Source organism: Klebsiella ornithinolytica (genome assembly GCF_030505655.1).
Classification (GTDB): domain Bacteria; phylum Pseudomonadota; class Gammaproteobacteria; order Enterobacterales; family Enterobacteriaceae; genus Klebsiella; species Klebsiella ornithinolytica.
This window is the reverse complement of record NZ_CP130154.1, coordinates 201,220-223,121: the sequence shown is the minus strand read 5'-3', so window position 1 is coordinate 223,121 and position 21,902 is coordinate 201,220. Positions and strand designations below refer to the sequence as shown.

General features: G+C 55.4%; 16 protein-coding genes and 3 pseudogenes. 5 read left to right on the top strand and 14 right to left on the bottom strand.

From position 1 onward, the window contains the following. Positions 1-4: 4 nt before the first annotated feature. Positions 5-778, top strand: coding sequence for a nuclease-related domain-containing protein (locus tag Q1L34_RS27355; RefSeq protein WP_017900900.1), 774 nt, complete (start codon positions 5-7; stop codon positions 776-778). 51 nt (positions 779-829) lie between these two features. On the opposite strand, the gene Q1L34_RS27350 is transcribed toward Q1L34_RS27355, so the two are convergent. From Q1L34_RS27350 to Q1L34_RS27330, 5 genes are all read right to left on the bottom strand, one after another. After that, positions 830-1,186, bottom strand: a complete 357-nt coding sequence (locus tag Q1L34_RS27350; protein ID WP_014839917.1) for a hypothetical protein — start codon at positions 1,184-1,186, stop codon at positions 830-832. A 627-nt stretch (positions 1,187-1,813) separates the two neighbouring features. Beyond that, positions 1,814-2,161, bottom strand: coding sequence for a hypothetical protein (locus Q1L34_RS27345; protein WP_014839918.1), 348 nt, complete (start codon positions 2,159-2,161; stop codon positions 1,814-1,816). 161 nt (positions 2,162-2,322) lie between these two features. Continuing rightward, on the bottom strand, positions 2,323-2,727 hold the full coding sequence (locus Q1L34_RS27340) for a hypothetical protein (protein ID WP_017900898.1): 405 nt from the start codon (positions 2,725-2,727) through the stop codon (positions 2,323-2,325). 167 nt (positions 2,728-2,894) lie between these two features. Further along, positions 2,895-3,182, bottom strand: a complete 288-nt coding sequence (locus Q1L34_RS27335) for a hypothetical protein (RefSeq protein ID WP_025999308.1) — start codon at positions 3,180-3,182, stop codon at positions 2,895-2,897. 89 nt (positions 3,183-3,271) lie between these two features. Beyond that, positions 3,272-3,487, bottom strand: coding sequence for a hypothetical protein (locus Q1L34_RS27330; RefSeq protein ID WP_017900896.1), 216 nt, complete (start codon positions 3,485-3,487; stop codon positions 3,272-3,274). Between the two features lie 1,534 nt (positions 3,488-5,021). Between Q1L34_RS27330 and Q1L34_RS27325 the strand changes: the two genes are divergently transcribed. Next, positions 5,022-5,399 carry a hypothetical protein gene (locus tag Q1L34_RS27325; RefSeq protein ID WP_014839919.1) on the top strand — a complete coding sequence of 126 codons (378 nt, stop codon included), beginning with the start codon at positions 5,022-5,024 and terminating at the stop codon, positions 5,397-5,399. A 360-nt stretch (positions 5,400-5,759) separates the two neighbouring features. Here Q1L34_RS27325 and Q1L34_RS27320 read toward each other — a convergent pair whose 3' ends face one another. Then, a complete protein-coding gene (locus Q1L34_RS27320) occupies positions 5,760-6,731 on the bottom strand; it encodes a hypothetical protein (RefSeq protein WP_009653249.1) in 972 nt (323 codons plus the stop codon). A 540-nt stretch (positions 6,732-7,271) separates the two neighbouring features. Here Q1L34_RS27320 and Q1L34_RS27315 point away from each other — a divergent pair. Further along, positions 7,272-7,532 (top strand): hypothetical protein, encoded by a 261-nt coding sequence (locus Q1L34_RS27315; protein ID WP_009653224.1) that lies wholly within the window; start codon positions 7,272-7,274, stop codon positions 7,530-7,532. Positions 7,533-7,739: 207 nt separating this feature from the next. Here Q1L34_RS27315 and Q1L34_RS27310 read toward each other — a convergent pair whose 3' ends face one another. The 8 genes and pseudogenes from Q1L34_RS27310 to Q1L34_RS27275 form a co-directional block, all read right to left on the bottom strand. Further along, positions 7,740-7,862 (bottom strand): type I toxin-antitoxin system Hok family toxin, encoded by a 123-nt coding sequence (locus Q1L34_RS27310; RefSeq protein ID WP_223256846.1) that lies wholly within the window; start codon positions 7,860-7,862, stop codon positions 7,740-7,742. Beyond that, positions 7,807-7,959, bottom strand: a pseudogene (locus Q1L34_RS27305) (DUF5431 family protein); the annotation flags it as partial. The gene Q1L34_RS27310 and the pseudogene Q1L34_RS27305, both read right to left, overlap by 56 nt. Before the next feature lie 605 nt (positions 7,960-8,564). Further along, positions 8,565-9,617: pseudogene (gene umuC, locus Q1L34_RS27300) on the bottom strand (translesion error-prone DNA polymerase V subunit UmuC); the annotation flags it as partial. 45 nt (positions 9,618-9,662) lie between these two features. Continuing rightward, positions 9,663-10,640 (bottom strand): annotated as a pseudogene (gene umuC / locus Q1L34_RS27295) (translesion error-prone DNA polymerase V subunit UmuC); the annotation flags it as partial. A gap of 429 nt (positions 10,641-11,069) precedes the next feature. Next, positions 11,070-12,503, bottom strand: coding sequence for a multidrug efflux transporter outer membrane subunit TOprJ2 (locus Q1L34_RS27290; protein ID WP_088903432.1), 1,434 nt, complete (start codon positions 12,501-12,503; stop codon positions 11,070-11,072). 4 nt (positions 12,504-12,507) lie between these two features. After that, positions 12,508-15,642: a multidrug efflux RND transporter permease subunit TMexD2 gene (locus Q1L34_RS27285; protein ID WP_027591160.1), complete on the bottom strand. Its 3,135-nt coding sequence runs from the start codon at positions 15,640-15,642 to the stop codon at positions 12,508-12,510. Between the two features lie 15 nt (positions 15,643-15,657). Then, positions 15,658-16,821, bottom strand: a complete 1,164-nt coding sequence (locus Q1L34_RS27280; RefSeq protein WP_088903431.1) for a multidrug efflux RND transporter periplasmic adaptor subunit TMexC2 — start codon at positions 16,819-16,821, stop codon at positions 15,658-15,660. Positions 16,822-17,134: 313 nt separating this feature from the next. Beyond that, positions 17,135-18,109 carry an IS5 family transposase gene (locus Q1L34_RS27275; RefSeq protein ID WP_088903445.1) on the bottom strand — a complete coding sequence of 325 codons (975 nt, stop codon included), beginning with the start codon at positions 18,107-18,109 and terminating at the stop codon, positions 17,135-17,137. A 45-nt stretch (positions 18,110-18,154) separates the two neighbouring features. Between Q1L34_RS27275 and Q1L34_RS27270 the strand changes: the two genes are divergently transcribed. Further along, entirely contained in the window at positions 18,155-18,712 is a 558-nt protein-coding gene (locus Q1L34_RS27270; RefSeq protein ID WP_088903444.1) for a TetR/AcrR family transcriptional regulator, read from the top strand. A 440-nt stretch (positions 18,713-19,152) separates the two neighbouring features. Continuing rightward, positions 19,153-21,843 (top strand): AAA family ATPase, encoded by a 2,691-nt coding sequence (locus Q1L34_RS27265; RefSeq protein ID WP_058131653.1) that lies wholly within the window; start codon positions 19,153-19,155, stop codon positions 21,841-21,843. Positions 21,844-21,902: the final 59 nt, after the last annotated feature.

Genomic DNA, 21,902 nt, shown 5'->3' with positions numbered 1-21,902 from the left:
AACAATGGATTTAACAACGTTAACGACTATCTTTCTGGTGTTCGTCATGTTGGTCCTGTCGTGCATCATCCTGTGTGTCTGGCCGCTTGTCAGTAATATGTTTAGCGAGCAGCGTACACGAAATGCATTAAAGGGTGTTTTGGCTGACCTTGATGGGACGCTTCTGTCAGACGTTACCCTACCGCTCAACGCATCCCAGACCACACAGATAGACCATATCTTTATCAGCACGAAAGGGATCTTCATTATCGAAGAGAAACACTACTCCGGAGACATTTATGGTTCTCTCGATGATAGAGTGTGGACAGTCGTGTACCGTTACGGTGAACAAAAACACAAGATGCAGAATCCGTTCCTTCAGAATAAAACCCATATATCTGGAGTGTGTCGGGCTCTGAAGCGTGACGAAAAGAATATTTTCAATGTCGTGTTACTGACGGGCAGCAGTAAGTTCATGGTGAGTCCTGTGCCGGAATGGTTGTGCCGTAACTGTACTGAACTTGGTAACAAGTTCATCGCGTACGATACAGAGCCTGTTTTAAGTGTTGAAGAAATTGGCTGGATAGAAAGTGACTTGCGTAAGGCGATGTTGCCCCAGACGCTGTTAACTGACCTGGGCCATGTTTATTCTTTGAAATTAAAGCACCGGCAAAAGATATCAGTACCGCACAGAGTGACCTATTTTACGTTGCTGACAACCACCCTGTTCTTCCGTGCGCTGAAAAAGTTATTTTCACGTAAGCGGTCTGAAGTCATCCATAAAGAGTACCGCGAATAGCGCGTTTCCCGTTCGTCATCAGGTATAAACAGGGCCACCAGCGGGCCCTGTTTAATTAAAGTAGTCAGATGCAGGAGGATTCAGGTACGGCACGGACTGCCACGCGCGGATCATGTTGACCATTTGCTCGGCGATCCCCATTGACTGGTTTAGCCGGTATGCCGTTCGGGCCACCATCCTTTGCTGATGTTCATCAGATTTCACATCCACCAGCCTGAAGCGCCACCACTCTCTACCACAGTGAATGACACAGATATCGAACTCGGCCTTGACCACCGGCAGGTAGTGACGGAGATTCAACTCCTGCAGAAGTGAATACGCCTGAGGCATATAGCGTCCATCGAATGAGCCCGCCCAACGATACGTTGCGATGAATGGCGGTGAGTCCAGAGATTTAAGAAATGTCATGTCAGGTCCACCAGCAGCTTTACCAGCCTCTTATTATAAAGATTCAAACGCCTCCTCAAAGCCCCTATTTTCATCCACGCTATTAAAAACGGATGCAATAACAGTTGCGGGAATGCGTCTGATAAACAGTGAGAAATAATGGAGTCGATATTCAACCGGTGTTTTTGAATAAGATGATCAGGTAATCATAAACAACCAGAAATTATGAGGCGCTGTGATGTGATGACCCCGGTGAATCCCGGTGGTTAAAAGTGACTTTTGTGCTGAATAACACCCGGGAGGAATGGTGGGTTAATCGATTTCTGCCACGTCCTGTTTGAATGGCGACTTAATGTCAGTTCGTATCAGATGGCTTACGGTTGAGCCCGCAACTGCGAGTCATCGCCCTATGGGAGCCTGCACTACGGCATCATTCCGGCGAGAATGTGCTATGGCAGTGCACGGTAGCCCGACTGTACAGACAGATGCCAGTAACGCCGCAGAGAGCTTGTGCGTGCCTCCCAGAGGCGGTGTACACGAGTCGCACTGTGAGAATTATTGTTACTTCTGATTGCCATTTGCTTTTTTTGGGCCTGTCTAATGCACCAGCCCACAATTTACCTTTTGGCTTTAGAAAGAGCGAACAGCCTATCTGATAAAATCAACCAGCACCCTACGTGCAATACTTTGTTCTGGCAAATCACTGTATATCCGCCGCATCGCCGCTTTGTGGAATGGGGTACGATTAACCACGTCCACCAACGTTAGCCCGCTTTTATCGAATGATGCCCTGACTTCCCTGTAACGCTGGTAATGAAACAGCCTGTGGAACAGGTTCATGGACAACGCCTGATCGCCTGTGACTTTGAATCGTATTACTGCATCCCTTACCTCAATCTCTTCTGCAGGGATTTCGCCATCAGCGTAGGAACCCACAATAGCTGGCGACAGTAAGTATTGCTCGTCAAGAGGATCGTTCATGAAACGGCTATACATTAGCAGCTCCTGTTTCTGGTAAAAATCTCACCCGGGGCAATCAAAAAAGTTACTTTTCCGGCGAATATCGTCGTAGGTCGCAAAGAACATAAAGTGGGAACAACAGGCGCAACATCAGGAGTTTCGCACGAACCTGCTTCATGACACTGTGGGAAGCCTGCTCACCACGGTGAGTCCTTCACAAACCGGCTGACTGATATCATCGCGTCATTCTCTACATACCAGTCCACCAGCAGTTTGTCGTTCATCCCCTCTGGGGTTTGGATAACAGCATTGGCCGGGCCTGAATGAACTTCTGCTACCAGTATCAAGCCTATCGTACCTGCAATGCCCCTGAGTTCGGTGAAGCGGTGTGTCAGCTCCACATCAAGCTCAGCGAAGCGTACGCCATTCAGAGAGAAGATAAACGGTAAGAATGACAGATTGCTTTTCCGTCCCGCGCGAGACACTGGGGCATCTGGTAATGCAGCTATCTGTTCGACTGATAGTGTGCTCAGGTACCGATTGCTGTGGCTTAAGGGCAAAACCAAACATCCAATATTTTCTGATTGATGTTCATTTGTCATGTTGCCTGCCTTTGGTATTGGCTTAAGATGTTGTCAGAATGGTAACGCTAAGCACTTCCTGAACTACCATACGGATAATAATGCGTTATTCCCGGTGTACCAGTCCACCAGCTGTAAGACGAAAGTAACTTTTGCCTTATTAGTCCGGTGCCCTGCTTCTTATGCCACTAGAAAAATTCGTCTGAATTCCTCGTCACCTTAATACCAAGCCAGAGCACGTTAGCCTGTAATGCATAGGCGGATAGTTTAATGAGCATCCCCTCCTGCATAAGCCCTTTCAACGGTATATTGTTCATATCACAAAACAAAGTGACCACCAGCAATACATAGAAGAATGCTAAAGGAAACGTTCTGAAAAAATATACTGTCATTGCCGCAAGCCCACGAATTACGTAGAGCGTACTCATGACAAAGGTTTGAGTACGAGAAGGTGGTTCCTGAATTTTGATATTCATGTGAATGTCTTTTTGTTGGAGGATGGATTTATTATGCTCAGGTGAAAAGGTTAACCAGCATACCCAGCTCAATTAACCCACTCCACACTTCAGATAGTCGGGCTGACTTCTTTGTACCAGAGTCGGATTGCCTCGAACCTGCTGGAAGTGCTCGCCATGGATCCTGAGACTTCAAAAATAGTTTCAACTGATATAACGTCTATGTTTTTATCTTCCAGCCATTTATTCATGTCGATGGTGGCCTGCCACTCCCCCCTGTCAAAGGTTTGTCTGTCATCTCTGAAATCATGAAATTTAATGCCCATATTTGACTCCTGAAAAAATAAGTAATCATTAAAAACGCGAATGACTGTCTTTCAGCATTATACATAATCATATTGTCTGTCGTAGCCACTGGTTAGAGCATTCAGCTCATTTCAGGTTTTTTTATATCATCGCCCATTCATAATCACCCTGGCATTTCAGGGTTAGTATCCGGCGGTAGATAAAAGTTACTTTTCTCTGAATGCCTGCCCCTGGTGACTGCCAACATCCACCAGCAAAACCAACATCATCGATGTGATGATATCCCCCCCTTCGGGCCCAGCACAATGGCATTCTATGGGCGCGCATGAGCCGCTACTGTCAGCATTAACTAACTATTCGAAAAGTTTCTGAGTTACTGAAGAACATTACTGAAGCCGATTATTACGTTTTGCGATTAACTACATTTATCGCCACCAGAAAAGCATTTCAGATTTACTCCATCCGAATATCATGACCTGTTGTGATAATATCATCGCATATTCACCCATCATTAATAGCGAGCCTACATGGAACACAAAAGCGATCGGAAAGAATCATGCCTCATCCCTACTACTTCAGATGATAAGTTTGTATTTATTCTTACACTCACATTGACACTCATCTGTTTCGCCATAATATCTGCCTTGACCTTTCTGGTCTCAGATGAAGAAATTAAATCCCTGAGGGTCTGGTTTTACATCCCTTTTGTATTTTTCTCTTTTGTATCCTACCTCTCATATTGTGCCTGGCGTGGTTCAAGGCCGAAGAAGCCATGAACAAATTAATACTGTCCCTTCTTCTTTGCGTCCCACTTGCGTCAGGCATTTCTGCAGAAAGTGACCCTGATGTCAGACCGCCAGAGAAAAAATAAATAATCGCATTATATGAACTGTCTCCGGTAATCGGATTGATTATTTCTGATATTGCCAGTGTGCGTAGACATAATTGCAATGACACAATGACCATAAAACGTATGCAGGACACACTGGCTAATGATGTGTTTGTGTCCGACACACTGAGACGGAACGCGGCAGATCGTTCATATATGGACTCAGAGTCATACCGGGCCGAACTGAACCGGAACTACAGGCAATGCCACTAAAGAGCGCCAGCTGTCGTGCTGTGCGCATCCTGAAGGCTTTTTACAGCTGATACCAAAGACTGGCCCTCTGGCGTAGAGATAGCGTACCCCGACGTTATGACGTCATTGAGTCCTGGTCGTCTTGTTGCCTGTTTTCCGTCCACCGTCGACAAAAGTTACTTTCTTCGCCTGAAGATTCATTATTGCTGTGTACCCGATAACCCGTAATTTACCAGGCATTATGAGCTTGCAATCACTTAAGGCGGATGTCCCTTACCTCACTCGTATTTATCCAGGCATTATGCAAACTCATACCGGCCCAATGATGCCGATCATAAATAGCTTTTCCTCTGATTGTGTTTTGTTTACCCCAGTCATCCTTTCCGTCCACTGACATTATAAGGGATGGCTGGCATTATGTTTCTGTGTCATATTTCAGCCCGGTGTTAAATTATCGGTAAGTGGTACTGCCCATGATGAAGTTTTTAAAAGTAGCAGGGATATCTGTTTTAGCGCTGGCCGTGTTTATAGCAGCGCTTATTGCGTGGTACTGGCTGGACGCCCGTGCGTCTCTCCAGGCGGATATACGCGCCTGCCCTTCAGTGACGACAGAGCAGGCCACAGCCGCCGTTTTGAAGAATGTCCTGTTAAATGGCGAACGGCTGTTTTCGAAGCCCCATTTAACTCAAAAGGATGTGATCATTGAGGAACGAGGGGTGCAGGTAGGACAGACCGGCACGCTGGTACCGTTCAGGATTGACGGCGTAACTGACCGGCGTTACTTCGGTATGACAGGTTGCGCATCGCTGGATGCGGTTGAATACGCCACGGAATATTATACAGAGCCCTGACAGCGGTATAGCGTTTCACGCCCGCTCTGCACGTCATCACTGCGTCAGCTCCTTCAGGTAATGTGCGGGGTGACTGCCAGTGTGAGCGAAAGTAACTTTTCCTCTGATTGCCTTCATCACTTCTTTCAGAAAACAGTACATGACGTGAGCAACCTGCATCAGTACAAGGGAAAGGATCGGATATGTGCGGTCAGCCACTCCCCCTTAACCCCCTCTGTCCCTGCGAACACTTTTGGTCGTTTGGAAAAATCGCAATCAGAAGAAAGGTTCCGGGTTTCTTGGGTGGTCGGCGTGCGCTAGTTGGCCCGCCAGGTGCTTTAGCTGGTTTGGATTGTACATGCTTGCCCCACCAGCTGACCGTCATTCTATCCCCATGTCCTCGTCAGCGTTAAAGGCGATCGCCTCTTCATCCATGAACGCCGGATAATTAAACTCCTCCACTGCTTTAATAACGTCCGGGTGGTTGCGCCAGTATTCATCCACAATACCGACGGATAACTGTTCTGCTTCCTGTCGCAACTGACGAGCGGTCTCATAGTTGTCCCAGCCGCTTTCGTAGCTGGCTTTCTCGTAGAGTGCCTTCTGTTGCTCTTCAATTCGGCGGATTTCCTCCAGACTAGCAACGTGCCCGTACCATTCCAGGTTGCAGGCATTACCGGCAACCACTAGCCGTTCATTTTCATCCCGGATTTCGATCGTTCTTTCATAAAAGCTGACCGGTCCGCAGTCTCTGCACATCCACGGATCATAACTATCCTCTTCCTCCCCACGTTCGTTCCATTCACCCCGCATAGCGGCTTCCTTTGCCCGTTCCAGCGCATCTGCCACGGTCTGGGCTTTACCCAGCAGGAATGTCCCGTCAGTGATGTAGGTGCCTTGCATCGGGTCATCTTCAGGGTATTCCACACGCCCTGTTACATAGACACTGAACCGATACTGTTTCTCTTTCTGATTGACCAGATAGCTTTCGCGTTTTGCTGTCGCCTCGTCCTGATAAAATGCCAGGGATTTTAACGGAAATGGCATATCCCTTAGCCATTCATCGCGGGCAAGCCGTAGAGCCAGACGCTCGACGTTCGACGCAAGGTCGTACACTGCTTTACTTGTGATAGCCCCGCAGCGCCTGAGTAAGCGGACACATTGTGCAGCGGATTGCCTGTGGCCCCCAATCATGCTGTAAAATTTATCTTCGTCGATATCGATTTCCGCCCGACAGATGGCGTCATGCAACATGAAATCGCCCTCGTGTTTTGCCAACTCCACCAGCGTGGTCATAATATTGGCAAACACATCTTCATTCTCTGCAGCAGTGATTAATTGTGTTGTAGTCATTTTATTGTCCCTGTCTTTAACGTTGCGGCGCTCCCTTAAGAACACTCCGCTGGCTGATAACCAGGATAGCAATTAAAATCAACGCATCAAGACCCAAAATAATTAACGAATCATACCGTTCAAGGGGTACGATGAAGGGTTTAATATTGAGGAACTATGTCTGTGTGATGACCTCAGCCTAAAAAGTTACCTTCCTGTTTATCTCAGGCCATAATTTTGCACTGTTTATGGACTGTGTTATTTTATCGAACAGTTATCTATACTAATAAACTGTCAGTGTCTATATGCCCAGCAATTACCCCCCCCCGGATAATAATAACCAGTCTCGCCGGGTGGCAGTGGTCGGACATTTCTTTTCCTGATTGCAGTTTTTTAAATAATAAATTAACATAACGGAAATTGAAGCATCGATGCATTGATTTAATCATTTATCACCCTGAATATTATTGTTAATGTCGGGTTTCAGGGCGGATTAATAAATTTCAACTTTACCCATAGAAATGTGTTATTACTAACGGTATGACTTATGAGGGGTCCGGCATGACACTTACGGCATATTACCAGTTAAAAAACACAAAAAATGCAGGGCTCGGTATCGAATTGCTGGATAGTGAAGCTGCTGCCTTTATTGTTCTGGAAGAATGCAGTTATGAAAAACCGAATGAAATTGCCCGCTACGGACACAACGGTACAGCTGGCGATCGCTCGAACGCCTTCAGTTGCGCGATGAATAAAGCGCTGAGCTCTCAGAATTACAGCGGCGCAATGTGTGATTACAACGTTTACGAAGAAACCGCCTGAATCTTCCTGTAGTAGCTGTGTGTAGTCTTTGCCCGCCACTGGTGGGCTTTTTTTTGATTTCCCCTCCCCGGTCGTGCGGTTTTTTAATTGGTATCCGGGCAGGAAAAAGGGGCTACCAGCGAACCGGTAACCCCTTCATAAAGCGCTTCAGGCATGTCAGATCAACCCAGCTCCTGAAAAGGCGGGGTTTCCCCCGCCTCCAGGTTGCTACTTACCGTTGGATTCGTAAGCCAGGCTTGCCGCGACCTCCCTGTCCCCGTCCTTTAGCCGGAGTTCGCATAAGCGGTTCCGGGTCAGGCATGTGAATATCAAGAGCGTGATACACACGATTAATACGCACCAGATAAGGGCGTTTCGCGGTAGTTTCATGGTTTACTCCTCCTTGCAAATTGCACGGTAAGAGGCCATACTGGTGTTGACTAGACATACAGTGGGCCTCGGGTTAATTGAAAAATTACTCGGGGCTTTCTGCTTTCTGCCACACAACATCCAAACCACTCAAACATCATGAGGCAAAAAAGCCTCAAGCGCCGTCATCATTATACCCTGTATAACCCCACCCTCCCAGGTCTAAAATGATGATAAGTGAATAATATTTTAGATAGTTTTTGACGTATTTTCTGCCAGGCTCACCAGCCTCTTCTGAGGTTGAGTCGTCTCTTGCTCCCTGCCGGTCTTCTCCCGATTATCCCCTTCTGCTTTCCCTGCAACTGCCCATGTTGTCGTGCCAGGCGGTGACTAACAGTCCAGTTACCACGTTCGTATTGGGCTATGTATGGTTCTGTGTAGACACAGAGCAGCGCCAAAACAACCCCCTTGTTCTCCAGATACGCTCGTACTTTTTGTTTACAGAAGGGTCGGGGCTGCTGTTTGAAGATTAACTCTAAAAAAACGACGAGTGACCATGTCAAAATTCCCCAGGCATTATCAAATAGCAGTAGCGGCATATTGGAATAGTTATTGTTGTGCAAATATCAACCACCAGCTAATGAGACTGAGCAGCCTGTATACATTTTCCCTGATTGTGATACTTCAGAGTGTAGCGATCGGTATGGAGTCCCACTGGGTCGTGTAAGCCGGAGAGAGCATGTCTCTCTTCATTGTCCACGCCGGTGCGATGCCTCGACCTGCAAACCATACTTTGCCTTTGCCTGAATTATTGATCGTATCCAGTACGTTCATGAGTGCATCGCTGTTCGCATAAGGCTTCCCTTCATCAAACAGCGAGAGCTGAGTCACGCCAGCAGGTTTGAAATCGTTCAGCATGACGCCTGCCTTGGCGTAGTTATGTCCCTCTTTCCAGATCTTATCCAGAGCACGCCCAGCAGCTGCAATAAGGTCTCGTGTATCACGTGATGGGATGCTGAGTCGCTCGCTTGCAATTTTGCTGTAATACGGTTCATTTTTGGAAAAAGGAGAGGTTTTAATGAAAACAGACAGGTGGCCGCAGTACTGACGTTCCTGCCGCAGCTTTTCCGCAGCACGTTCAGCATACTGGCAAATTGCCTGCCGCATGGATTCATACGTTGTAATGCGCTGTCCAAAGCTCCTGCTGCATATGATCTGTTGTTTTGGCGGAGGGGCATCCTCCAGATTAATACAACTTTCCCCATTGAGTTCTCGTACGGTACGCTCAAGGACTACAGTGAAGTTTCTTCGTATGAATGCAGGGTTTGCCCTAGCCAGTTCCAGCGCAGTGGTTATGCCCATTGCATGTAGCTTACTCGTGGTTCGCCCACCAACCCCCCACACCTCCTCTACCGGCATCAGAGAAAGCATCTTATCGATCCGATTACGCTGGCCTGCAGTCAGCGCGAGTACCCCTCCGAACTGGGGCCAGGTCTTGCTTGAATACTGGCAGGCTTTCGCAAGGGTTTTGGTCGGCGCCAGCCCCACACCAATAGTCAGTCCAGTACAGCGGAAAACATGATCGCGCAGCTGATGTCCGTATTCCTCGAACGTCATGCAGTTATCAATACCACCAGCCAAAATAAAGGATTCATCGATGCTGTATTCTTCCACCTTAGAAGATAATTCTTCCAGACAGAAATGCACCCTGGCGCTCATGCTGGCGTTTATGTGGAACAGAAAAGCAACCGTTGATTCAGAATTTCACTAATGGAAAGCTTCTTATTGGATACGTGCTACCGGTATATCATCCCAACAGGTCGTCCACGCCGGGCTAAGCATTTCCCGCTTCATTTTCCACGCTGTATTGACACCTTGCCCCGCAAACCACACATTGCCCAACCCGGACTGATTGATGCCATCCAGTACCTTCATCAGTTGGGCGCTTTTCTCTCTAGGTTTGTTCTCGTCAAAAAGGTTGAACTGAGCTACGCCATTCGGCGTAAAATCATCAAGCGCGATACCGGCCTTCATATAGCGCCGACCATCCAGCCAGATGCGATCGAGCGAACTCATCGCAACTTCAATAATGTCTCGCGTATCCTGGGTCGGGAGAGCAAGTTTTTCCCCTGCACTATTACCGTAATAAATTTCGTTAACAGCATGAGGTGATGTTCTTATAAAAATGCCAATGTGTCGGCAAAACTGACGTTCGCTTCTCAGCTTTTCGGCTGCACGTGTCGCGTAGAGGCAGAGTGCCTGCTGCATGGCTGTTTTTGACGTGATGCGCTTACCGAAGGAGCGTGAGCATATAATTTGCTGTTTTGATGACGGAAGCTCCTCAAGAGGAATGCAGGACTCTCCATTCAGTTCGCGAACGATACGCTCCAGAACGACCGAGAAATTATTTCTTATAAACCTCGGGTTGGACTGAGCGAGCTGTAAAGCATTTTTAATCCCCATCAGGTTAAGGCGTTTGCCTATTTTCCTGCCCACGCCCCAAATCTCTTCTACGGGCTGATTTTCAAGCAGTGTCATGGTGCGTTTCGGATTATCCGGTGTGAGCGCCAGGACGCCGCGAAACTGTTTCCACACCTTGCTGGCCCATTGGGCTGATTTGGCCAGGGTTTTGGTCTGCCCGATACCGACGCCAATAGGCAGCCCAACGGTATTCAGGACATGAGCTTTGAGACGGTGACCAAAATGTTCAAACCCTTCGCAACTGTCAATGCCGGTCAAATCCAGAAACATTTCGTCAATGTAAAGGAAAGAAGAACAGCCATGGACATGACTTCAGCTCAGACATTCCGCTACTCAATCTCTGATGTCGGATGTCCATAGAAAGAACCTCTTTTCCAGGAAATTGGGGCTTGAAGTCCATACCTGCGCAATTGCACCCATTTGACCAGTCAATTGCATTGGTACTGACCACCGCGTGCATCCGACTTGGCCAGTGGGCAGCAGAGACGCAACAGGCAGAAACCGGCCAGAAGCAGTCAGTCAATCATGCGTTACAGTGATTTTTTGCAGCTCTTTATAGAGCCGTTAGCTGCTGCCACCAATAATCCATAGGCCTGCCAGTCGTCAGACAGTCTTATTCTCGATCAGACGATTGCCCCGTCGATGACCAGTAGCTCACCGGTGATGGAGCCAGAGTCCGGTCTTCGGATGCAGGACTCCTGGCTTTGCTCACTCAGCGCCGATCCCGGCCATCGGTTCAGTTTGGCCCCAGCCACCGCCCAGAGACCTGAACAGGTCAACCAGCGCAATCTGCCGTTCCGTGCTGATTTGAATTAGTGTGGTCTGGTTGCTAAAGGTGCTGCGCTGGGCGTCAAGATAACGCAGGTAGTCGTCCACGCCGCCCTCGTAACGCGCCTTAGCCAGGGCCATCGCAGCCTCGCTGGAACCGGCCAGAGCCTGGCGGGCAGCCTCCTCGCGGCGCAGGGTGTCGGTGGCGGCCAGGGCATCGGCCACTTCGCGGAAGGCGGTCTGGATGGTGCCTTCGTAGTCGGCCACCGCCGCGTCCTGGCGCACTTCGGCGAGGTCCAGGTTGGCGCGGTTGCGGCCACCGGCGAAGATCGGCAGCGACAGCGTCGGGGCAAAGCTCCAGGCCCGCGAGCCGCCATCGAACAATCCGGACAACTCGGCACTGGAGCTGCCCACCGAACCGGTCAGGCTGATCCGGGGAAAGAACGCGGCGCGAGCTGCACCGATATCGGCATTGCGCGCCTTGAGGCGGTGCTCGCTGGCGAGAATGTCCGGGCGCCGTTCGATCAGTTCCGAGCTGGTGCCGGGGGCGATGTCCTGCAGCACCATCAGGTCGTCGCGGGGCGTCGCGGGCAGCAGGCGAGCGGCATCTGGCGTGCCGAGCAACAGGACCAGGGCGTTGTCCGCCTGGCGTAACTGGCGTTCGGTGCTCTCGCGCTCGGCCCTAGCCTGTTCGGCAAGGCCGACCGCTTCCTGGTAATCCAGGGCGGTGGCGGCCCCCGCTGCACGGCGCTGGCTGACCAGCTCCAGCGAGGCCATGCGGCTGTCCAGGGTTTGTTCGACCAGGGCCATGCGGCGTAGCGCACCATCGCGGGTCAGGTAGGCCTGGATGACCTCGGCAACCAGGCTGATCTGCGTGGCACGGGTCGCCTCCTCGGTCGCCAGGTAGGTCTCCAGCGCGGCCTCGGAGAGGTTGCGCACGCGGCCGAACAGGTCGACTTCGTACTCCGCGAGGCCGAGGCCGACCTGATAGTTGCTGGTCACTTCCGAGCGCCCGGTCTGCGACAGATCGGCAGGCAGGCGCTGGCGGTTGCCGCTGGCATTGGCGTTGATCGAAGGCAGGCGATCAGCACGCTGGATGCGGTACTGGGCACGCGCAGCTTCGATATCCAGCAGCGCCTGGCGCAGGCTGCGGTTGTTGCTCAGCGCCGTATCCACCGCGCGGCGCAAGTCGGCATCGACGATGAAGGTCTGCCAGTCCAGCGCCTGGGCACGGGTGCCCTCCGCGTCGGCGGCTTGCCAGTGCGACGCGACCGGTGCCTGCGGGCGCTCGTAGGTCGGGGCCAGCGAACAACCCGCCAGGGCGGCGATGGCCAGGGGCAGCAGAGCGCGACGGAGCATGAAGTGAGAGGTCATCGCATTACTCCGCTTTATGCAGGGGATGGTTGTCGGTTTGCTGAGGTTTGGTGCGCAGCAGCGACAGCACCCAGACGAAGAAGATCGGCACGAAGATCACCCCGAGCATGGTCGCGCTGAGCATCCCGCCCAGCACCCCGGTGCCCAGTGCGCGCTGGCTCGCAGCGCCGGCGCCAGTGGCGATGGCCAGCGGCACCACGCCGAGCATGAACGCCATGGAGGTCATGATGATCGGGCGGAAACGCAGGCGCGCGGCTTCGACAGCAGCATCGCGCAGCGAGTAGCCGTCTTCCCACAGGTCCTTGGCGAACTCGACGATGAGAATGGCGTTCTTCGCCGCCAGGCCGATCACGGTGATCAGGCCGACCTTGAAGTACACGTCGTTGGGCAGGCCGATAGCAGTCACCGCCAGTACCGCGCCGAGTGCGCCGACCGGCACGATCAGCATCACCGTCAGCGGGATCGCCCAGCTCTCGTAGAGCGCCACCAGCAGCAGGAACACCACGGTGATGGCCAGGGCGAACAGCATCGTCGCCTGCCCGCTGGCGACCCGCTCCTGATACGACAGCCCGGTCCACTCGTAACCGATACCTTCGGGCAGCTCGGCAGCGATGCGCTCCAGTTCGAGCATCGCCTCGCCAGTGCTCACGCCGGGCGCGGCGTCACCGGCAATGCGGATCGACGGGTAACCGTTGTAACGCGCGACCTGCACCGGGCCTTCTTCCCAGCTCGTGGTGACGAAAGCACTCAGCGGTACCAGGCTGCCGCTGTCGTTGGGCACATGCAGGCGCAGGACGCTTTCCGGTGTCATGCGCTCGGCCTGTTCGGCCTGTACCACCACGCGCTGCTGGCGGCCGGCGTTGGCGAAGTCGTTGATCACCGACGAGCCGAACGCAGTGGACAGCGCGCTGCTGATCGCTTCGAAGCTGACTCCCAGCGTGCGCGCCTGCTCACGGTCGATCACCAGGCGCAGCTGCGGCGCCTCGGCCAGACCTTCCATCATGGCGTAGAGGAACTTCGGATTGCCGTTGACCTTGCCCAGCACTTCATCGCGCGCTGCCAACAGGGCATCGCGGCCAAGGCCGGCGCGGTCCTGCAGGCGCAGGGCGAAACCACCCGAGTTGCCCAGGCCTTCGACCGGCGGTGGCGGCACCGCCATGATCGCGCCGTCATCGAGGTTGGCGAAGTGCTGGTTGACCGCAGCCGACTCGGCTTCCGGCGACTGCGAAGAATCTCGCTCGGACCAGTCCTTGAGCAGCGGGAAGGCAATGGCCGCGTTCTCACCCATGCCGGAGAAGCTGAAGCCGAGGACCAGGAAGGACGTCTGCACGGCCTCGCGGGCCATCAGAAACTCTTCCAGCTCCTCACCCGTGGCCGAGGTGCGCTCACGGGTGGCGCCTGGCGGCAACTGGATGTCGACGATCATGTAGCCCTGGTCTTCCACCGGCACGAAGGATTCCGGCAGGCGCAGGTAGAAGAAACCCATCAGCACCACCACGCCCAGGTAGATGAACATCACCCGCCCGGCGCGCGGCACCAGCTTGCCGTTGAGTTTGGTGTAGCGGCCGGTCAGGGCGGTGAACTTGCGGTTGAACCAGCCGAAGAAACCGGTCTTCTCGTGATGGCCTTCGGGGATCGGTTTGAGCAGCGTGGCGCACAGCGCCGGGGTGAAGGTCAGCGCGAGGAAGCCCGAGAACAGGATCGACACCGCCAGCGACAGCGAGAACTGCTGGTAGATCACCCCCACCGAGCCGGCCATGAAGGCCAGCGGCAGGAACACCGCCGACAGCACCAGGGTGATACCGATGATCGCCCCGGACACCTGCCCCATCGCCTTGATGGTCGCCGGCACCGGCGCCAGGCCTTCCTCGGCCATGATCCGCTCGACGTTCTCCACCACCACGATGGCGTCGTCCACCAGGATGCCGATGGCCAGCACCATGCCGAACATGGTCATCATGTTCACCGAGAAGCCAAGCAGGTACATGAAGGTCAGCGTACCGAGCAGACACACCGGCACGACGATGGACGGGATCAGGGTGTAGCGCACGTTCTGCAGGAACAGGAACATCACCAGGAACACCAGCACCATGGCCTCGATGAGGGTCATGATGACCTTGTCGATCGCCACGTCGACGAAGCGCGAGGTGTCGTACGGCACGGAGAACTCGACGTTGTCCGGGAAGTTGGCCGACAGCTCGGTCAGACGCTGCTTGACCGCCTCGGCGGTCTGGATCGCGTTGGCACCGGGCGACAGCTGCACGGCGGCGGCAACGGCGGGCTTGCCGTCCTGGCGCGAGCCGAAGTTGTAGTCCTGGCTGCCGACCTCGATGCGCGCCACGTCGCCCAGGGTCAGGCGCGAGCCGTCCTGGTTGGCACGCAGCACGATGGCGGCGAATTCCTGCGGGTTGTCCAGGGTACCCTTGACCGCCAGGGTCGCCGTCAGCTCCTGCTCGCTGGAACCCGGCGTGCTGCCGAAGGCACCGGCCGGCACCTGCACGTTCTGCGCGCGGATGGCGTTGTTCACGTCATCGATGGATAGGCCGTAGCCGACCAGCTTCTGCGGATCGATCCACACGCGCATGGCCGCCTCGGAGGCGAAGAACTGCAGCTTGCCGACGCCGTTCACGCGACGGATTTCGTTGTTGATGTTGCGCGCGGCGTAATCGGCCAGCGCCGTGACGTTGGCGTCCTTGTCGCCATCGGTGTAGCTCAGCGCATAGATCAGCAGGAAGCCGGCGGTGGCCTGCTCGGTCTGGATGCCGAGCGTCAGCACGGCCTGCGGCATGCGTGCCTCGGCCTTCTTCAGACGGTTCTGCACGTCAACCTGGGCCAGTTCGGGGTCGGTCCCTGGCTGGAAGGTGACGGTGATCTCGGCGATGCCGTTGGCGTTGCTGGTGGACTCGAAGTACAGCAGGTTCTTGGCGCCGTTGAGTTCTTCCTCGATGACGCTGGTCACCGAGTCGGTGAGCACCTGCGCCGAAGCGCCGGGATAGGTGGCGGTCACGGTGATCTGCGGCGGCGCCACGTTGGGGTACTGCGCCACCGGCAGGAACGGGATGGCCAGCAGGCCACCCAGCGAGATGAACAGGGCGACTACCCAGGCGAAATTGGGGCGCCGGATGAAAAACAGGGACATGAGAGGTTCTCCGGCTTACTGCACCTGGGACTGTGGAGCGGCTTCGGCGGCATCTTGCTCGCGGGGGATGACCTTGGCGCCCGGACGGATAGCCGCCAGCGAGCTGGTGATCACCTTGTCGCCGACCTGCAGGCCCTCGCTGATTTGCCAGCGCGAGCCCTGCATGGCACCGGTGGTGACCTGGCGCGCCTCGACGGTATCGCCCTCCCCCAGCAGCATCACGCTGGCCTGGCCGTCAGCCGAACGCTGCACGGCACGTTGCGGCACCAGGATGGCGTTCTGGTCGAGCCCTTGCGGTGTGCGCACACGCACGTACATACCCGGCAGCAGCACGCCCTCGGGGTTGTCGAACTGGCCTCGCAGGGCGATCTGCCCGGTGCTGCGATCCACCGAGATATCGGTGAACAGCAGCGTGCCCTTGCGCTCGATATCGGTACCGTCGACACGCAGCGACAGCGGCTGGTCGCTCGCACCGGCAACCTTGCCCTCGGCGATTGCCGCGCGCAGGCGCAGGGCATCGGCAGCAGGCTGGGTGAAGTCGGCGTACACCGGATCGAGTTGCTGGATACGTGCCAGCAGCGTGGCTTCGCCCTGGCCTACCAGAGCCCCTTCGGTGACCTGGGCGCGACCGATACGCCCGGCGATGGGGGCGCGAACCTCGGCATAACCCAGGTCCAGGCGGGCAGTTTCGACATTGGCCTGGGCCGAGCGCTTGTCGGCCTGGGCGCTCTGCAGAGCGGCCATGGCGTTGTCGAAATCCTGCTGGCTGACGGCGTCGATCTTCACCAGTGGTTCGTAACGGCGAACCATCGCCTGAGCCTGGAACAGCTGCGCCTCGGCGCGAGCCAGTTCACCTTCCGCCCGCGACAGGGCCGCCTTGAACGGCGCAGGGTCGATCTGGAACAGCACGTCACCGGCCTTCACGTCGGCCCCTTCCTCGAAGGTGCGCTTGAGCACGATCCCCGCCACCCGCGCGCGCACCTCGGCGACACGCACCGGCTCGATGCGCCCTGGTAGCTCGGCGAACACTGTGAAGGGCTCGGTCTTCACGCTGAGCACATCGACTTCACGCGCTGGCGCCTCTTCCCGTTGCTCTTCGGGCTTGTCGCAGCCAACCAGGGTCACGGCGATCAAATAGGAGATCACGGAAAAAGTGATCCATTCGCGGAATTTGTTCATATCTCACCCAAGCGCGAAGCCAGTACGTAGTCGAAGCCGCGCATGATCCACGCAAAAATCAAATAAGTCAATATTGACTCATTTGATTTTGGTGTGAACAAAGCTAGTATCCTCTTTGAGAAAAATGAGTGTTCTAGGCAAAATACCCGCATCTGCCCGCGATAGATAAAGAGTGACCGATGGATTTAAGGCAATGCTGAACAAGTAACGTCATATCCATCGCACAGCCATTTGAATGCCAAATGGCCCGCAAAGATACTGTGCTTTGCCCCACAGGGCCTGTTTCGGGAGCCTTTGAGCCCCTTTCGGACCCTTACGGGCGCACCTGTCCCTGCAGGCGCCCTCGGGCAAGGTAGATGTTGGCCAGCGCCAAGGCCGTGAACGCACGCGTGGCGTTCTTTTGCAGCCCGCGATAGCGCACCTTGGTGAATCCCCACAGGCGCTTTACCACCGCAAAGACATGCTCGACCCGAGCGCGCACCCGTGACTTGTTGCGGTTCTTGGCCCGCTGAACTTCGTCCACCTCGCCCGCACGGCGGGTGCGCTGGTTGGTGAAGTCCTTGGCCCTGGGGGCTTTGCTCGCTATCAGTGTTTTCTGGCTGGCATAGGCCGAGTCGCCGTACACGCGTCGCTCATTGCCATGCAGCAGATCGGGCAGTGGGTGTTTGTCGTGCACGTTGGCCGCCGTCACCACGGCGCTGTGCGCCAGCCCGCTTTGGCTGTCCACCCCAATGTGCAGCTTCATGCCGAAATACCATTGCTGGCCTTTGCGGGTCTGGTGCATGTCGGGGTCGCGCGCCTTGTCGGCGTTCTTGGTAGAACTGGGCGCGGCGATGATGGTGGCATCCACGATGGTGCCGGTATTGACCTTCAAGCCGCGCTCCTGCAATTGCTGGCCTACCTTGGCAAACAGGGCTTCGCCCAGTTTGTGCTCATGGAGCAGTTTGCGAAACTTCAGCAGCGTGGTGGCATCGGGCACCCGTTCACGACCCAGGTCAATGCCCGCAAAGCGGCGCAGACTGGCACTGTCATACAGAGCCTCCTCGCACGCCAGATCGGCCAGGTTGAACCAGTGCTGCAGGAAATGGATGCGCAGCATGCGCTCTAGGCCAATGGGCGGGCGGCCGTTGCCGGCCTTGGGGTAGTGCGGCTCTATCACCTGGCACAGGGCGGCCCAAGGCACTATTGTCTCCATGGTCCGCAAGAACTCTTCACGTCGGGTGGGCTTGCGCGACTGCTCGAATCCGTTGTTTTGATCTGCGGCCATTGCCAGGGTCTGCTGCTTCATCTGCGGATAACGTTTGAGAAGCGACAACGGTGGACCTTGATCAGCATTGCCTTAACTGCTGCCGATGAGAAATTGCTGAAGGCCCTGGCGATCGCCATCGTTGACCACCCGCGAGCCACGTTCAAAGAAATAGCCCAGGCAGCGGGGGTCAGCAAGGCGACGCTCAACAGGTTTTGCGGCACCCGCGACAACCTGATCGAGATGCTTCTGAATCATGGTTCGGTGGTTATTTATAGGGTCATTGCCGATGCCGATCTTGAGGCGGCGCCCTTGGACGCATTGCATCGTCTGATCGAAGGCCATTTGATTCACAGGGAGTTGTTGGTATTCCTCTCATTCCAGTGGCGCCCGGACACGTTTGATTTAGATGCAGGCGGCTGCCGATGGCTGCCTTACTCGGAAACGCTGGACGAGTTCTTTCTCCGCGGGCAAAAACTGGGCGTATTCCGTATCGATATCGGTGCCCCGGCGCTTACCGAAATCTTCTCCTCCTTGATCTTCGGCCTGGTAGACGCCGAGCGCCGCGGCCGTATCGCACGCGCAGGTATGGCGGCGTTGATCGAGCAATTCTTCCTGAACGGGGCTTGCAACTACCAAACTTAACGGAAAGCAACGCTCAGTTTTTTTTCCAACGGGTTGGCGGTGTCCGTTTTTGGCCGTTCTCTGACGGTCGTGACAGTGACACGCCCTGGTCAAGTTGAACGCAATCCGTGGTCAACGCCAACCCAAATTGGTGGTCAAGAGGAGTGCAATTTCGCACATACCTGAGGACTGCTCACCACATCGCTTGCGTCGGTAGTAGCTTCCGCACTTTCCCCGTCTCTCACCGCTAAACAGCGCTTTCCGGTAGCGGACTTTAGAGCGGCTTGATACTGGCCAGCATGCAGAAATTCTGCCCGTGTAGCGTCACGACCGGACAAGCCACTAGGGTGGCGGTCAGGAAGGCAGGCAAACGGAACACGGCGAAGCACCTCGAAGGCGCTGGCCACTTGCCATCCAACTGGGCGCGGCCTTTAATCGGCGGATCTGGAAAGGAGACGGATATGCCATTGTTGGACGAGATTATTGGGTGGGCCGGCGGACTCAGACCCTGGCAGCAGGAAGCACTGCGCCGGATATTTGCCCGGGCCGAACTAACCCAAGATGACATCGAGACCATTCTGCGAATGGTTCGCGAGCAAGAACGGGAAGACGCAACCACGGGGGGAGCACGGCCATTCACGCTGGACGACGTACCAGGCGCCGGAAGTGGCGCAACCGTGCGGTTGGTGGGTGTCTCGGGGCTAGACCAGGTAAACGGCTTCCCGTCCGGTCGTGCCTTTGACCTCGCACCGGAGGGCATGACCATTTTCTTTGGTCATAACGGCGCCGGCAAATCCGGCTACGCCCGCGTCTTCAAGAATGCCTGCAACGCTCGGCATCGGGTGGAGGTCCTGCCCGACGCTTTTGGGGCGGCAACCCCAGCTAGACTGCCATCAGCAGATTTCGCCATTTTGGTGGATGGCACTCCGGAAACCGCACGTTGGGTCCAGAACGGGCCGGCCCATTTGCATTTGAGTTCGGTCTCGGTCTACGACGCGGCCTGTGCCAATGACTACATCGACGCGGAAGGGACCCCTGCATTTCAGCCCTACGGACTCACTCATCTGACGCGCCTGGTCCTACTTCAGCGTGATTTACAGGCACGGATTGGGACCGAACGCAATGCCTTGGCTCTGGATACCCGGCAATTCGAACCGCTGAAGGGTGACACCGAAGTCGGCCGCTACATCGCCAAATTAGGTGGGGACTCGGACCGCGCCGTGCTTGCTCGATTAGGGACGGTCGGTGACGATGAACTCCGGCGACTGGAGTTTCTGAAGCGGACATTACTGGAAAGCGATCCTGTGCCGCAGGCGCTGGCCTTGGAACGTTTGGCGACACGCTTGGACCAGGCGCAGCGTCGAGCCGAGGAAGTCCAGCGCTGGGTGAATGATCGTGCCATAGCACGGGCAAAGGAACTGATTACAACGGAAAAAACCGCGCATCTCGCCATGCAACTGGCGCAAGCGCGTCTTCAGGATCGAGACACACTGAACGCCATGGAGTTGCCGGTAACGTCCTCACCCACCGCCACGCTGCTGGAAGGCACAGGAGCTGAACTCTGGCAAACGATGTACCGAGCCGCTGAGGCTTTCTCTCAGCAGACGGCATACCCTGAACATCCCTTCCCGCACCTGGAACCGGACGCTTACTGCGTACTCTGCCAGCAACCTTATTCAACGGATGCCTCGGAGCGCATGCGGCGTTTCGCGGCATTTGTCGCCGACAGCGCCACGGCGGATGCGCAAGCCGCCACGCTTGCGCGCATGAACGCTCTAGGGAAGGTGCAGGCTGTCGATCTAAACGTTCTGGATGTGCCAACACGGGCTGACGTGGAGGAGCGACTGCCCGACCTACACGCTGCCATCACCGCAGCGGCATCGGTCTGGACCGCCCGGCATACTTGGGTTAGCCAAGCCCTGCAAACTGGAAACTGGTCCCCCGAGTCAGAACCGCTTCCTATCGAAGCAAACCTCGATAGTCTCTTCGCCGCCAAAGCTGCTTCGCTCCGAGTCGACGCCAATACCCTGCGGACCTCTGCCGATCCCGCTCTACGCTTGGCGCTGACCCAAGAACTGGCAGAGCTAGAAGCCCGACAACGCCTCGCCAACCAGCTTGGCGCGGTGGAGCGCTTTGTTCAGGACAGTCAGGTCCATGCCACATTGAGCCGCTGCCATGCCGCCCTCAACCCAGCGGCAGTGTCACGCAAACTGACGTCCCTGGCGGCGACGCATGTGACCGAGGCTCTGGCCGCTTCTATGAATGCTGAGTTGAAAGCCCTGGGCTATAAGCGACGGGTGCAACCCGACCTGAGCGGGCGCACAGAGCTGGGGGTGACCAAGGTCACGCTGCGCCTGCAGGAAATCACGGCGAAAGCCTCCAAGGTGCTGTCAGAGGGCGAGCAGCGCGCGTTGGGGATGGCTATGTTCCTCGCCGAGCTCGAATCCCTGCCACATACTTCGACCGTTATTTTCGACGATCCGTCTACGTCGCTGGATCACGTATATCGTCGGGCCATAGCTCGGCGTTTGGTAGCGCTGGCTGAGACCCGCCAAGTGCTGGTGTTCACCCATGATGCGGTGTTCCTGACCGAGCTCGCGATGGCGCTTCAGCGCGCTGATCGCTCGGCCAGCTACAAGACCATCGGTTGGGACGAGTCGCCGGGACTAGTGAGCGAGGGGCTGACGTGGACGACGATGGACACCAAGGCCCGCCTGGCCGATCTCGAAAGTCGTGCGAAAGCACTGAACGTTCCGGTCGGCAGCGACCCGGATGATGAGCTTGAGCGGCAAATCGCATCGGGATACTCAAGCCTCCGAGGCACTGTCGAGCGCGCCATACGCGAGGTTTTTTTGAACAATACCGTCCAGCCGTTCAGCGATGTGGTGAGCGTAGAAGCATTTGGTGCTGTCATTGGCCACCCCGCAGAGGAGTGGGAGCAGTTGCTGGCAGTGTATGCGCGGGCCTGCGAAGCTACCGAGGCCCACGACACCCCAGGCGAGCGCCAACTACCGCTTCCCGCGCGTGAGGAGTTGCTCGGCGATATCGCCCAGGTCCTGGAATTAATCAAAAACGCGACTAAACGCCGAACTGCCTACGAGAATCTACGCCGGGAGCGGACCGCGCAACGCAAGAAGCTCTTCGGCGGCTAGCCCGACGTTTCATGCCGGGCTGGTCGGGCATGGCTGTGTTTCTTTCGAATATTGCGAGC

Bases quoted from the DNA above. Each gene is read 5' to 3' on its own strand.
- Q1L34_RS27315 (WP_009653224.1), top strand. From the start codon at position 7,272: ATGACACTTACGGCATATTACCAGTTAAAAAACACAAAAAATGCAGGG.
- Q1L34_RS27325 (WP_014839919.1), top strand. From the start codon at position 5,022: ATGATGAAGTTTTTAAAAGTAGCAGGGATATCTGTTTTAGCGCTGGCC.
- Q1L34_RS27320 (WP_009653249.1), bottom strand. From the start codon at position 6,731: ATGACTACAACACAATTAATCACTGCTGCAGAGAATGAAGATGTGTTT.
- Q1L34_RS27285 (WP_027591160.1), bottom strand. From the start codon at position 15,642: ATGTCCCTGTTTTTCATCCGGCGCCCCAATTTCGCCTGGGTAGTCGCC.
- Q1L34_RS27265 (WP_058131653.1), top strand. From the start codon at position 19,153: ATGCCATTGTTGGACGAGATTATTGGGTGGGCCGGCGGACTCAGACCC.
- Q1L34_RS27330 (WP_017900896.1), bottom strand. From the start codon at position 3,487: ATGGGCATTAAATTTCATGATTTCAGAGATGACAGACAAACCTTTGAC.
- Q1L34_RS27280 (WP_088903431.1), bottom strand. From the start codon at position 16,821: ATGAACAAATTCCGCGAATGGATCACTTTTTCCGTGATCTCCTATTTG.
- Q1L34_RS27340 (WP_017900898.1), bottom strand. From the start codon at position 2,727: ATGACAAATGAACATCAATCAGAAAATATTGGATGTTTGGTTTTGCCC.
- Q1L34_RS27350 (WP_014839917.1), bottom strand. From the start codon at position 1,186: ATGACATTTCTTAAATCTCTGGACTCACCGCCATTCATCGCAACGTAT.
- Q1L34_RS27355 (WP_017900900.1), top strand. From the start codon at position 5: ATGGATTTAACAACGTTAACGACTATCTTTCTGGTGTTCGTCATGTTG.
- Q1L34_RS27345 (WP_014839918.1), bottom strand. From the start codon at position 2,161: ATGTATAGCCGTTTCATGAACGATCCTCTTGACGAGCAATACTTACTG.
- Q1L34_RS27290 (WP_088903432.1), bottom strand. From the start codon at position 12,503: ATGACCTCTCACTTCATGCTCCGTCGCGCTCTGCTGCCCCTGGCCATC.
- Q1L34_RS27335 (WP_025999308.1), bottom strand. From the start codon at position 3,182: ATGAATATCAAAATTCAGGAACCACCTTCTCGTACTCAAACCTTTGTC.
- Q1L34_RS27275 (WP_088903445.1), bottom strand. From the start codon at position 18,109: ATGAAGCAGCAGACCCTGGCAATGGCCGCAGATCAAAACAACGGATTC.